This is a genomic window from Klebsiella sp. Shm-1 (assembly GCF_040804525.1).
Lineage (GTDB): Bacteria > Pseudomonadota > Gammaproteobacteria > Enterobacterales > Enterobacteriaceae > Klebsiella > Klebsiella pneumoniae.
Genome location: NZ_CP161823.1, coordinates 381603 through 394856, shown reverse-complemented (window position 1 = coordinate 394856; position 13254 = coordinate 381603). Strand labels below are relative to the sequence as shown.

The 13254-nt window shown below is 58.6% G+C and carries 12 protein-coding genes; 2 read left to right on the top strand and 10 right to left on the bottom strand.

The features are described from left to right. Positions 1-2: 2 nt before the first annotated feature. The 9 genes from dam to AB1E37_RS01765 all read right to left on the bottom strand — a co-directional run bounded on the left by dam (position 3) and on the right by AB1E37_RS01765 (position 7507). A complete protein-coding gene (gene dam / locus AB1E37_RS01805; protein ID WP_002920260.1) occupies positions 3-830 on the bottom strand; it encodes an adenine-specific DNA-methyltransferase in 828 nt (275 codons plus the stop codon). A 78-nt stretch (positions 831-908) separates the two neighbouring features. Next, positions 909-2195 carry a cell division protein DamX gene (damX, locus tag AB1E37_RS01800; RefSeq protein WP_004901053.1) on the bottom strand — a complete coding sequence of 429 codons (1287 nt, stop codon included), beginning with the start codon at positions 2193-2195 and terminating at the stop codon, positions 909-911. An 84-nt stretch (positions 2196-2279) separates the two neighbouring features. Continuing rightward, a complete protein-coding gene (gene aroB, locus AB1E37_RS01795) occupies positions 2280-3374 on the bottom strand; it encodes a 3-dehydroquinate synthase (RefSeq protein ID WP_004150047.1) in 1095 nt (364 codons plus the stop codon). 55 nt (positions 3375-3429) lie between these two features. Beyond that, positions 3430-3951, bottom strand: a complete 522-nt coding sequence (gene aroK / locus AB1E37_RS01790) for a shikimate kinase AroK (RefSeq protein ID WP_002920267.1) — start codon at positions 3949-3951, stop codon at positions 3430-3432. A 270-nt stretch (positions 3952-4221) separates the two neighbouring features. Continuing rightward, complete coding sequence (hofQ, locus tag AB1E37_RS01785) at positions 4222-5466, bottom strand: DNA uptake porin HofQ (protein ID WP_284302705.1); 1245 nt, start codon at positions 5464-5466, stop codon at positions 4222-4224. Then, complete coding sequence (locus AB1E37_RS01780; RefSeq protein WP_002920279.1) at positions 5399-5782, bottom strand: HofP DNA utilization family protein; 384 nt, start codon at positions 5780-5782, stop codon at positions 5399-5401. Before AB1E37_RS01780 ends, hofQ begins: the two co-directional genes overlap by 68 nt. Next, positions 5772-6200, bottom strand: a complete 429-nt coding sequence (locus AB1E37_RS01775; RefSeq protein ID WP_004174029.1) for a hypothetical protein — start codon at positions 6198-6200, stop codon at positions 5772-5774. The genes AB1E37_RS01780 and AB1E37_RS01775 overlap by 11 nt, the downstream gene beginning before the upstream one ends. Next, positions 6190-6723 (bottom strand): PilN domain-containing protein, encoded by a 534-nt coding sequence (locus tag AB1E37_RS01770; protein ID WP_004174028.1) that lies wholly within the window; start codon positions 6721-6723, stop codon positions 6190-6192. Before AB1E37_RS01770 ends, AB1E37_RS01775 begins: the two co-directional genes overlap by 11 nt. Next, positions 6707-7507 carry a hypothetical protein gene (locus tag AB1E37_RS01765; RefSeq protein WP_004174027.1) on the bottom strand — a complete coding sequence of 267 codons (801 nt, stop codon included), beginning with the start codon at positions 7505-7507 and terminating at the stop codon, positions 6707-6709. Before AB1E37_RS01765 ends, AB1E37_RS01770 begins: the two co-directional genes overlap by 17 nt. A gap of 118 nt (positions 7508-7625) precedes the next feature. On the opposite strand from AB1E37_RS01765, the gene mrcA reads away from it, so the two are divergent. Continuing rightward, positions 7626-10184 (top strand): peptidoglycan glycosyltransferase/peptidoglycan DD-transpeptidase MrcA, encoded by a 2559-nt coding sequence (gene mrcA / locus AB1E37_RS01760; protein WP_004185951.1) that lies wholly within the window; start codon positions 7626-7628, stop codon positions 10182-10184. A 53-nt stretch (positions 10185-10237) separates the two neighbouring features. Here mrcA and nudE read toward each other — a convergent pair whose 3' ends face one another. After that, complete coding sequence (nudE, locus tag AB1E37_RS01755; protein WP_002920321.1) at positions 10238-10798, bottom strand: ADP compounds hydrolase NudE; 561 nt, start codon at positions 10796-10798, stop codon at positions 10238-10240. Positions 10799-11118: 320 nt separating this feature from the next. Between nudE and AB1E37_RS01750 the strand changes: the two genes are divergently transcribed. Beyond that, positions 11119-13248 (top strand): intracellular growth attenuator family protein, encoded by a 2130-nt coding sequence (locus tag AB1E37_RS01750; protein WP_117116871.1) that lies wholly within the window; start codon positions 11119-11121, stop codon positions 13246-13248. The last annotated feature ends 6 nt before the right edge of the window (positions 13249-13254 follow it).

The window sequence follows — 13254 nt, the reverse complement described above, 5'->3', positions numbered from 1 at the left end:
ATTTATTTGGTCTTAGGCGGACGGTAGAGCGCTAATAGCTCGTCCACCTTTTTACGCGTACCACCGTTGCTGCTGATGCTGCGCCGCACCTTCACAATATGCGTTTCTGCCGCGTTTTTATACCATTCCTGCGTCAGCGGCGTGCGGTGGTTGGAAATCAGCACCGGGATGCGCTTTTTCATCAGCGATTCCGCCTTTTGCGCCAGCAGTACCTGTTGTTCCAGGTTGAAACTGTTGGTGTGGTAGGCGGTAAAGTTCGCCGTCGCCGTTAGCGGCGCATAGGGCGGATCGCAATACACCACTGTGCGGCTATCCGCACGTTGCATGCACTCTTCGTAAGATTCGCAGTAAAACTCGGCGTTTTGCGCCTTCTCGGCGAAATGATAGAGCTCAGCTTCGGGGAAGTAGGGCTTTTTATAACGGCCAAACGGCACATTGAACTCGCCGCGCAGATTGTAGCGGCACAGGCCATTGTAGCCGTGACGGTTCAAATACAGGAACAGCACCGCGCGACGCAGCGGATCCTGGCTTTGGTTAAATTCATCACGATACAGGTAGTAGCGCTCAGCGACGTTATTTTCCGGGGTAAACATCTCACGGGCGGCGGCGACGTATTCGTCGGTGCGCAGTTTGACGATGTTGTACAGGCCGATTAAGTCACTGTTGATATCCGCGAGGATATAACGAGAAAAGTCGGTATTAAGAAATACCGACCCGGCGCCCACAAAGGGCTCGATCAAGCACTCGCCTTCCGGCAAATGCTTTTTAATATCGTCAAGCAGGGGGAACTTTCCCCCTGCCCACTTCAGAAAAGCGCGATTCTTTTTCATGCTGCCTAACTAATTACACGTTCTCCGGCTGTGGAGAAAGCTCCGACAGCATCCTGCGCTTAAGACTACCCCACGGCATTATTTCAGGTCAGCCTGAACCTGATGCAGCGGTTTTGCCCATGGATTTTTCGCCTGCACGTCCGCCGGCAGCGAGGTGACAGCACGTTTCGCTTCATCTTTCGATGCATAGATACCGCTCACCAGCACGTACCATGGTTGGCCGTTACGCGACGTTTCATAGACAACATATTTATCCAGCTTCTCTTTCTTCGCCCAGTTGTTGAGGTTGTCGTAGTTAGAGGAGCTGCTGAGCTGCAGAGTATAGTGACCCGACGGCGCAGTTTTCATTGAGCTGACGTCACCTGCCGTCTTCCCGGTCTTCGCTGCCGGCGCTGCCGCAGCTGCCGTTGCCGCTGGCGCTGCGGTCGTCGTGGTCGGTTTGCTCTGAGCGGTGGCCACCGGTTTGCTTTCGCTGACGGACGTTTTCGCCGGAGCGGTGGTCGCCGTGCTTTCAACATGCTTCTGCTGGACCGGCTTCGATTCTACCGGCGTTTTCGCCACGGCCTGTGGCTTCGACTGCGGCTTCGCTTCGATAACGGTATGCTTACGTTCAGCCGGACGCGGGGTCGCTGCTGTCTGACGCTCGGTCGCCTGGCGCGGCGCCGCGGTGCCATTGGCGCCATTCCGGATTGGCGCGACGGTAGCCGGTTCAGTCGGCAGCGTCGAGTTAGCCACGGCGCCGTCCAGTTGGCCCTGCTGCTGGGTCAACGCATTGTTCAGATCGCCCTGAACTTCGATACGCTGCTGGCCCTGCGGCGCAACCGCTGCCTGGCCCTGCGTCGGGTTCGCGGCAATAGGCGGTACCGTTACGTCCTGCTGTGAGGTGCTGTTAGCGGCGGCAGTCTGGTCCTGGCCGGCAGCAGGCATGCTGGCGGACTGGTCGTCAGACAGATTAATGCTCTTCTCGCCGGAAGCGGTCTGCTGGCTGGAAGATGATGGCGATTTCAGTGCGGAACCGATACCCACGATCAACAGCAGCAGCACCAGAATCCCCACACCCATCATGATGTACTGGCGGGAGGCCGGTTTGGCCGGCGCTTTTTTACGCTTGCGCGGACGACGCTCTACAGGCTGCTCTTCGAGCATCTCCTCGTCTTGCGCATCCAGTTCTTCTTCGAACTCTTCCTCTTCACGCTCGCGACGGGCCTTACCAGCGCGCGTCGGACGGCCTTCATCGGCATCAAGATCAACATCGTCAAAATTGATCTGCGGATCGGCATCACGCTCGGAAGACTGACGGGAACGACCAGCACGACGATCGTTGCGATCGGCTTTCATATCGTCTTCTGGTTTGAAATCATCCATTTAACACCCCACTAAAAGGCTTATGCTCACGATTATTGCACATCACCCGAAATGATAACGCCGCGCGAACGCGGCCAGACCTTCTTATTGTTGCGCCTGCTGAGTATCAGCAATCGCGCCAAGAACTACATCGTGCGGCACTCCGCCGCGCAGCTCGCTGCTTCCTATTGCGAGCGGGAGCACCAGCCGCATTTCGCCAGCCAGTACCTTTTTATCGCGCATCATATGGGGCAAATACGCCTGCGCACTCATTTCCTGCGGGCCGCGTACCGGTAAGCCTGCACGCTTAAGCAGCTCGATAATGCGCTGAGTATCCTGCGCGCGGAACTGCCCCAGCCGTTCGGACGTGCGTGCCGCCATCACCATACCTGCCGCCACCGCTTCGCCATGCAGCCAGTTACCGTAGCCCATTTCCGCTTCGATAGCATGGCCGAAGGTATGTCCAAGATTGAGTAAAGCACGTAACCCGGTTTCACGCTCGTCGGCTGCCACAACCTCCGCTTTCAGTTCACAGCAGCGGCGAATGCAGTACGCCATGGCGGTATCGTCCAGCGCCAGCAGCGCATCAATGTTGTTTTCCAGCCAGCTGAAGAATTCACCATCCAGGATCACCCCGTACTTGATGACCTCAGCCAGTCCGGAAGCGAGCTCGCGCTTCGGCAGAGTTTTCAGACAGTTAAGATCAACTACCACGGAAACCGGCTGCCAGAAGGCGCCAATCATGTTTTTGCCGAGAGGGTGGTTCACTGCGGTTTTGCCGCCGACCGACGAGTCGACCTGCGACAACAGGGTGGTAGGGACCTGGATGAAACGCACGCCGCGCTGATAGCTTGCCGCGGCGAAACCGGTTAAATCACCGATCACCCCCCCGCCAAGCGCCACCAGAGTGGTGTCGCGGCCATGTGGTTTTTGCAACAGCGCAGTAAACACGGTATCCATCACCGCCAGGCTTTTGTATTGCTCGCCGTCTGGCAGAATGACGCTGTCAACGTTGACCCCTGACTGCTCCAGCGCAGAGCGGACGGTATCCAGATAAAGCGGCGCCAGCGTTTCGTTGGTGACCAGCATAGCCTGGTCGCCCGACTTGAGTGGCAGGAAGGAAGCTGGATCGTTAAACAAACCAGCCGCGATGGTAATCGGGTAACTACGTTCCCCGAGGGTAACAGTAAGCCTCTCCATAACGCGACATCCACCTCAATGACTATTACTCTGACGCACTTTTATTAAGCCAGAATCAGTTGCTTTCCAGCATATGAATAATCTGGTTCGCGACGACTTTCGCACTCTGATCGTCTGTGCGGATAGTCACATCGGCGATCTCTTCATACAGCGGGTTACGCTCGTCAGCCAGCGCTTCCAGCACTTCACGAGGCGGCGCATCGACTTGTAGCAAAGGACGCTTTTTATCGCGCTGCGTACGGGCCAACTGCTTCTCGATCGTAGTTTCCAGGTAGACCACCACGCCGCGGGCGGAGAGACGGTTACGCGTTTCACGGGATTTTACAGAGCCGCCGCCAGTCGCCAGCACAATCCCCTGTTTTTCCGTCAACTCATTGATAATTTTCTCTTCACGGTCGCGGAAGCCTTCTTCGCCTTCAACATCGAAGACCCAGCCCACATCAGCGCCAGTGCGTTTCTCAATCTCTTGATCAGAATCGTAAAATTCCATGTTGAGCTGTTGGGCTAACTGGCGCCCAATAGTGCTTTTGCCGGCACCCATAGGCCCAACCAGAAAGATATTGCGTTTCTCTGCCATTTTTTCGGTACTACTAAGACTATTCGTTAATGATAAACCCGCTTCGCAGACACCCAGCGCCGCAGGGCATGAACTGAAACCTCATATGCAATAGAGCGAGAGTCAGACTAAAAATTATCTCAATACTCCGGCTGGTTTGGCAACTGAATAAAATCGCCGGACAATAAAGGGAGGATTGATGTCGTACCCGACTCTCAAATCGGTACCCCTTGTATGCTAAATCCGTCCTCACGTCAAACACCTGAAACGTGTTTAGCATGAAAAACCTGCTTAACGTACTGCCAGAATCCGTGGCGTAATAAAGACAACCAGTTCGCGACGTTCATTATCTTTCCCGTCACGACGAAACAGACGTCCCAGTACCGGGATATCGCCAAGCAGCGGGACGCTGTCGCGGGCGGTTTTGTTTTTCTGCGAAAAGATGCCGCCCAACGCTAAAGTCTCGTCGCTGCGAACTTCCACCAGGGTCTCTATCTCCTGCTTATCGATGGCCAGCGCTTCGCCGTTTTCCTGCTTCAGCACCTGGCCTGGCGTATTCTCGCTTATTCGCAGCTTAAGCCGCACTCTTCCCTGCTGCAGCACCGTCGGCGTGACCTCCATGCCCAGCACCGCCTCTTTGAACTCCACCGAAGTGGCGCCGCTTTCGCCACTGGAAACCTGATAGGGGATCTCGCTTCCCTGCTTGATGCTGGCAGGCTGCATGTGGGAGGCCAATAAACGCGGGCTGGCAATAATTTCGACCTGCTGCTTGCGCTCCAGCGCGGATAGCTCCAGCTCAAGCAAGCGACCGTTGATCTTGCCGATGTTAAACCCTGCGCGGGTGCTGGCATCGTTTACCGATACATCGCTGCTTAGGGTGGTGATTTGCCCGGAGCCTGGCGGGCTTCCGGCTTCCGCAAGCCGCCACTTCACCCCCAGCTCACGAAGACTGGTTTCGCTCATCGACACGATATGGGCGGCCAGCTCCACCTGGCCGACCGGCAGATCCATCTCCTGCGCCCAGGCCTTCAACGCCGGCAGGTGCCGGGCATCATCGCGGATCAGCAGCCGATTAGTCCGCTTGTCCGCCATCAGGTGTCCCCTGGCGCTGAGCAGCTTTCCGCCGCTTTTAGCCAGCTCCTCAGCGTCGGCAAAGTGCAGGGTCACGCTCTCCGCCTGCAGGGGCAGGTTCTGCAGGCGTTTCTCCTGTTCGGCTTCACGCTGCGCCTGATTTGCCTTTTGCCAGGCCTGAGTGTGCGCGTAGATGACCGTCCCCTGCTGTTGCAAAGAGAGACCCGCGCTATCCGCTACCGCCCGCAGCGCCTGGCTCCAGGGAACCTTCTGCAGACGCAGGGAGAGCGTGCCGCTGACGTCCGGCGCGACGACGAGGTTTTTATGGTTCATTTCGGCCAGGGCTTGCAGCACCTGGGCCACTGGCGCATCGTCAATCACCAGCGAAACCGGTTTATCATTGCGGGCGGCGGGGGCCACCGCCAGCGGCAGCAGCAGAAGCAGCAGGCTTATCCATCGCATCATGTTGTTTCCCTTCACGTTGCCAGCGCCACGCTGGCGGTTCACATCCCGAAGACGTGACGATGTCCAGCTCACCGGCCGTCAGCCGGCTCACCCGCCAGCCCGTGGGCAATTGCTCATCCATGCGTACCCGTCGCCACTTTCCGTTCCCATCCTGCAGAAACCCCGTCCAGCCAGCCTCATCCCCAACCGCCCCGCCATAGCGCCATTGCGAAAGCTGCGCCGTGCGGCAGGGATCCTCAACCGGCTGGAAAGGGTCACGCTCGGCCGCCAGCAGCGACAGCGGTAGCCACAGGAAGATCCAGCGTTTACCGCTCATCTTCCGCCTCCAGCAGCAGTCGCAGGCGGAGCGTCTGCGCCTCACGGCCCAGCGAAAACGAACGCGGATTCATCCCGCAGCGCGCCAGCCAGGAAAAAAGCGCGGGTACCGTTGACCAGGACAGGGTCAGCTCCATCTCGCCGCCGCTTCCCTGCGGACGCCAGGCGATAAGCTTCGCTCCGGAGAGCGGAATGGCTATGGGCGAAAATGACTGCGTGTCGATGCGCGCCCCGGGATTTTCCTCGCCGGGGATGCGCAGCGCCATGATCCGCCGCCACTGCGTTTGCAACGCCGCATCACGGGTTACCGCCGCCTGCGGCGGGCGCAGATCGCGCCAGAGCGCCACGCCGCCTCCCGACAGCCCCATTGCGATCAGGATCGGCAGCCCCGTCCAGGCGCCCCGAAGGTTAATCCGCATCAGCGCGCGCTCCCGTCAGGGTAAAACTGAACTGCCAACGCCCCTCGGCGTCGCGCTGGGTCCCGCCGGCTTTTGCCGGCGCGAATCCCGCGACGCGAGTCAGCGCAGCCTCCACGCTGGTTAGCGCCTGCAGGTTAAGGGCCAGGCCGTCCAGCGTGAGGAGTACGCCCTGGTACTCCAGCCGCGTCAGCCACGCCTGCGCGGGCAGATCTGCCGCCAGCGCCTGCAGCCTGGGTTGCCAGGCGGCGATCGCCGATCTGCGCTGGTACTGCTGGCGCTGCCGTTGATGCTGCTGCCACGCCTCACGCATCGCCTGCTCGCGCTGCTTAAGCGAGGCGAGCAGCTGCGCGTCGGCCGTCGTGTGAAGCGTCGCCAGGAAGTCGCGCTGCAGACGCGCCGTTCGGCTCACCAGCAGGCCCATCCCGCCCAGCAGCACAATGCCGATGGTTAACAACAGGACGTAGCGCAGGCGCTGGCGGCGACGCAGGTCGCGCCAGGGAAGAAGATTAACGACATGCGTCATGCCGCCCGCCTCCCAGCGCCAGCCCAAGGGCAATGGCGTAACGATCGCCATCGGCTGGCAGCGGGGGCTGCCGACGGTGAATCACTTGCCAGACATCAAAGCGACTGGCCTCATCGCCCGCGTCAATACACAGGCGCAGCGGAATCTGAAGCTGCCCCGCCAGCTGGCTTAAGGACCCGACATCAGCGCAGGCGTCGCTGCCCCAGGCCTCACGGGTCGCCCACAGCCAGTGCTTTTCATCCCGCCACGCCAGGCCCTGGTCTGCCGCAGTCATCCAGGGGAAAAAGGCGCCGAGCGCACTGGCATCCGGTACGATGGCCGCCACCCGCAGCCGCAGCCGCCCTGCCAGCTCCCGCAGAACATTGATATCCAGCCGCTGCGCCGCCGTAACCTGCCAGCCGTCATCCCGCGAGGTAGGCGCATAATCAATACATAGCGCGGAGGCAGGCATTGCCAGCTGCTGGCTCATGGCGCTGGCTACCCACGTCGCCTGTTCCCGCTCCCGCAGGGCGAACTGGGGATACGGAAGACGCTTTTGCAGTGTGCGCACCGCGGGAAAGGCGATACTAACCTGATGCTGCGCCGGTAGCTCCCGCCGCCAGGCGGCCAGCCGCGAACCGAGTGCGCTGACGTCCGCCACCATTCCCTGACGCACCAGCCCCGGCGGCAATGGGATACGCCACCAGCGGCGCAGCGCCCAGTGTGAACGTTCATGCAATAGCGCGACAATGGCAATGCTATCCTGTTGGATATGCATTCCAAGCCGCCAGTTTCTGAAAGCCATGCTTACGATCTCCTTATCCGGCAAAACTGCCCGGCTATATCAATGCACCTGGCTTGCCTTTATACTACCGCGCGTTTGTTTATAAACTGCCCAAATAAAACTAAATGGGAAAACACCGGTGAAGTTCGTAAAGTATCTATTGATCCTTGCAGTCTGTTGCGTACTGCTGGGAGCAGGCTCGATTTTTGGCCTCTACAAATACATAGAGCCGCAACTCCCCGACGTCGCAACCCTGAAGGATGTGCGTTTGCAGATCCCGATGCAGGTCTATAGCGCCGACGGTGAGCTTATTGCGCAGTACGGCGAAAAGCGCCGTATCCCTGTGACGTTGCAGCAAATTCCCCCCGAGCTGGTGAAAGCGTTTATCGCCACCGAAGACAGCCGCTTCTATGAGCACCACGGCGTCGATCCGGTAGGTATTTTCCGCGCCGCCAGCGTGGCGATGTTTTCAGGCCACGCCTCCCAGGGCGCCAGCACCATCACCCAGCAGTTAGCGCGTAACTTCTTTCTCAGCCCCGAGAAGACGTTGATGCGTAAAATTAAAGAGGCCTTTCTGGCCATCCGCATCGAGCAGTTGCTGAATAAAGATGAAATCCTTGAGCTGTATCTGAACAAGATCTACCTCGGCTACCGCGCCTATGGCGTCGGCGCCGCGGCGCAGGTCTATTTTGGCAAACCTATCGACCAACTGACCCTGAGTGAGATGGCGGTGATTGCCGGTCTGCCGAAAGCGCCTTCCACTTTTAACCCGCTCTATTCGATGGATCGCGCGACCGCCCGTCGCAACGTGGTGCTGTCGCGTATGCTGAGCGAAGGATACATCACCCAGGCGCAATACGATGAGGCGCGCAGCGAACCCATCGACGCCAGCTATCACGCGCCGAAAATCGCCTTCTCCGCCCCTTACCTGAGTGAAATGGTGCGCCAGGAGATGGTGAATCGCTACGGCGAGCAGGCCTACGAAGATGGTTATCGGGTCTACACCACCATTACCCGTAAAAACCAGCAGGCGGCCCAGCAGGCGGTACGCAATAACGTGCTGGATTACGATATGCGTCACGGCTACCGCGGCCCGGCCAGCGTACTGTGGAAAGTCGGCGAAACGCCGTGGGAGACGAAGAAGATCGTCGATTCGCTGAAGCGTCAGTCTGGCTACGGTCCGCTTTTCCCGGCGGTGGTCACCTCCGCGAATGCCCAGGAGGCTGTCGCGTTGTTGGCTAACGGCGACTCCGTTTCGCTGACGATGGAGGGCGTGCGCTGGGCCCGTCGCTTTATCTCAGATACGCAGCAAGGGGCGACCCCGCGTAAAGTCAACGACGTTGTGCAGGCCGGGCAGCAGATCTGGGTACGCAAGGTGGGTGACAGCTGGTGGCTGTCCCAGCTCCCGGACGTCAACTCAGCGCTGGTCTCCATTAACCCGCAAAACGGCGCGATTATTGCCCTTGTCGGCGGGTTTGACTTTAACCAGAGCAAATTCAACCGCGCCACCCAGGCGCTGCGCCAGGTCGGCTCCAACATTAAACCGTTCCTCTATACCGCCGCGATGGATAAAGGCTTAACGCTGGCAAGTATGCTCAACGATGTGCCGATCTCGCGCTGGGATGCGGGCGCAGGTTCCGACTGGCGGCCGAAGAACTCGCCGCCGCAGTATGCCGGTCCGATTCGTTTACGCCAGGGCCTGGGGCAGTCGAAAAACGTGGTGATGGTGCGCGCTATGCGCGCCATGGGCGTAGACTACGCCGCCGAGTATCTGCAGCGCTTTGGCTTCCCGGCGCAGAACATTGTCCACACGGAATCGTTGGCGCTGGGCTCAGCCTCCTTTACGCCCCTGCAGGTCGCTCGCGGTTATTCGGTGATGGCCAACGGCGGCTTCCTGGTCAATCCTTTCTTTATCAGTAAGATTGAGAACGATCAGGGCGGGGTCCTCTTCGAGGAGCGTCCGAAAATTGCCTGTCCGCAGTGTGATTTACCGGTAATTTACGGCGATACGCCAAAATCCAACGTGCTGGAAAACAAGGATGTGGAAGATGTCGCCACCTCCGCGGAACCGCAGAATGGCAACGTGCCGCCGCAGCCGCAGCTGGAGCAGGCCAACCAGTCGCTGGTCGCGCAGAGCGGCGCACAGGAATACGCGCCGCATGTGATTAACACACCGCTGGCCTTCCTGATCAAGAGCGCGCTGAACAGCAACATCTTTGGCGAGCCGGGCTGGATGGGCACCGGCTGGCGCGCCGGACGCGATCTGCAGCGGCATGACATCGGTGGGAAAACCGGGACCACCAACAGCTCGAAGGACGCCTGGTTCTCAGGCTACGGACCGGGCGTGGTGACCTCGGTTTGGATCGGCTTTGACGATCATCGTCGCGATCTTGGCCGGACCACCGCCTCCGGAGCGATTAAAGATCAGATCTCTGGCTATGAAGGCGGTGCCAAAAGCGCCCAGCCGGCCTGGGACAGCTTTATGAAGAGCGTGCTGGAAGGCGTTCCGGAAGAACCGTTAACTCCGCCGCCGGGTATCGTCACGGTGAATATCGACCGTAGCACTGGTCAGTTGGCGAACGGGGGCAATAGCCGGGCGGAGTACTTTATTGAAGGAACCCAGCCCACCCAGCAGGCAGTCCGTGAGGTTGGCACCACCCTGACTGACGGCGGCGGTGAAACCCACGAATTGTTCTGACAAAAAAAGCGCCTGCGGGCGCTTTTTTATTGCTGCTTAGCGTGGACGCTCGTTCAGAGTCGGCCCTGGGCCTGCAGCCATTCCCGCACTAAAAACAGCGCGCTGACGTTACGGGCCTCATTAAAATCTTCTTCATCCAGCAGCGACATCAGCTGCGCCAGCGGCCAGCGCACCTGCGGTAGCGGCTCAGGTTCATCGCCCGGCAGTGACTCCGGATAGAGATCTTCCGCCACCATGATATTCATTTTGCTGGAGAAGTAGGAGGGGGCCATACTGAGCTTCTTCAAAAACGTCAGCTTATTGGCGCCATAGCCAACCTCTTCTTTCAGCTCGCGATTGGCCGCTTCATCCACGGTTTCACCTGGATCAATCAGCCCTTTGGAGAAGCCCAGCTCGTAGGACTCCGTCCCCACGGCATACTCACGAATCAAAATAATGTGATCATCCACAATCGGCACAATCATCACCGCTTCACGGGTGGAAGGCCGCATACGTTCATAAACGCGACGCACACCGTTGCTGAACTCCAGATCGACGCTTTCGACATTAAAGAGGCGCGAACGGGCGACAGTTTCAACATTGAGAATGGTGGGTTTTTGTAATGATTTGCTCATTGTCATCGGTCTATGCTGTGATTAAGCAGTCATTGTGCGATACGCAACACGCTTTCGGCAATCCAAATTGCTACTTATTTACAGAGTTGTAACCTTTTCCCTGCAGGGGGAAAAGTAATAAAGATAAAAAAGTCAATAGCTTGAATTCGCTTTGAGAATTTACCGATTTCTGCGCTTTAACGTTTTTGGTAAGCTTGTGCGCTGCTGCATGACATATTCACTACCCTGTAAGCAGGTGCGCCGCTAACACTGCAGCTTGACGTTAGTCTTCACGTTCACCGACGATTTCGTAAGAAAAAAATAACTTTGATGGGATGGGCATGGGCACCTTTCTGATATTCCTTACAGCTCTGCTAATCTGCGTATTGCTCATCGGATGGTGGTATCGCGCTCACGCCAGACGCCGCCGACTCCCCCTACTGCACGCCTTTAGCGACGCTACCACGCGGCAGCTTCCTGCGGATGAGCGCCAGGCTATTGAGAAGTATGTTGCCGAGTTGAGCCACGCCCAGCAGGTGCCGGCGTCCGGTGCGACCAGCGCGCCTGTCGCTCTGGCGCTGAACGAACAGAGTGATACCGTCTATGCGGTGACACGCGCCATCACCCGCTACGGGATCACCACCGACGCGCCGAATAAATGGCGCTATTTCCTCGATTCGGTTGAAGTTCATCTGCCGCCGTTCTGGGAACAGCATATCAACGATGAAAACAGCGTCGAGCTGATCCCCACCGACAGCCTGCCGCTGGTTATCACCCTTAACGGTCATAGCCTGAGCGACTATCGCCAGGAAGCGCAAAGCTACGCCCTGGAACGCGCTTCGGCCACCCAGGCCTCCATTCGCGGCGAAGAGAGCGAGCAGGTAGAGTTGCGGCAGATCCGTCGGGAAACGCCTGAAGAACACGCTCTGAATCGCCCGGACGGGCTGCGCGAAGCGATCCTGATCGTCGCCTCCTTTCTGTTCTTTTATTTCAGCCTGATTGGGCCAGCTGTCTTTACCCCCTGGCTGGTCGCCGCAGGTTTGTTGCTGCTCGCCGCCGGACTGTGGGGGATTTATGCCCCGCCGCGTCGCGCCGCGCTGCGCGAAATCCATTGCCTGCGGGGCGTCCCTAAGCGCTGGGGATTGTTTGGCGAAAACGATCAGGAGCAAATCAATAACATCTCGCTGGGCATTATCGATCTCATCTATCCGCGCCACTGGCAACCCTGGATTGCCCAGGACCTGGGGCAGCAGACCGATATTGATATCTATCTCAACCGCCACGTGGCCCGTCAGGGACGCTACCTGTCGCTTCATGATGAAGTGAAAAACTTCCCGCTGCAGTACTGGCTACGCAGCGCGATTATCGCCGCCGGCGCCCTGGTGGTGGTGATTATGCTGTGGGCCAGCGTACCGTTGAATATGCCGTTTAAGTTCACCCTGTCGTGGCTGAAGGGCGCGCAAACGATTGAAGCCACTACCGTCAGCCAGCTGGAAAAAGCCCATGTGCGCATTGGCGATACGCTGCGCCTGGCCGGTACCGGGATGTGTAATATCCGCACGCCGGGCAGTTGGTCCGCCAAAGAGGATTCGCCGTTCCTGCCTTTCGATTGTTCACAGATTGTGTGGAACGACGCCCCTCCTCTGCCGCTGCCGGAGTCTGACATTGTCAGCAAAGCGACCGCCCTGATGCAGTCCGTCCAGCGCCAGCTGCACCCGGAAACCGACGATGATTCCCGCGTCAGCCCTGCCCTACGCTCCGCCATTCAGAAATCAGGCATGGTGCTACTGGATGATTTCGGCGATATCGTGCAGAAAACTAACGATCTCTGCTCGGCAAAGGATGATTGCCTGCGGCTGAAGAATGCGTTGGTCAATCTTGGCAATACCCGTAACTGGGAAACGTTAACCAAGCGCGCCACCGCCGGCAAGCTGGATGGCGTGAACGTGCTGCTGCGGCCGGTCAGCGCCGAGTCGCTGGAGAATCTGGTGACCACCTCAACCGCGCCCTTTGTGATACGCGAAACCTCACGGGCCGCGCAGGCGCTGAACAGCCCGGCTCCCGGCGGTTTTCTTATCGCCAGCGATGAGGGCAGCGTACTGGTCAATCAGCCGTGGCCGGCGGTGAGTCTGTATGATTATCCGGCCCATGAGCAGTGGGGCGAACTGCGGCGGCTGGCCGGTATGCTCATGCATACCCCCTTCCATGCCGAAGGTATCGTTACCAACCTGTTTACTGACGCCAACGGCACGCAGCATATCAACCTGCATCGCATCCCCGACCGCAGCGGCCTGTGGCGTTATCTGGGCATCACCCTGCTGCTGCTGTCAATGGTGGGGTGCATGGCTTACCACGCCGTGCAGGCCCTGCGTCGTTATCAACGCCATCGTCAGCGTATGGAAGAGATTCAGAAATATTACGAAAGCTGCCTTAATCCGGTTTTGCTCCCCTCATCTGACTCGCAAGATTAATTTTCC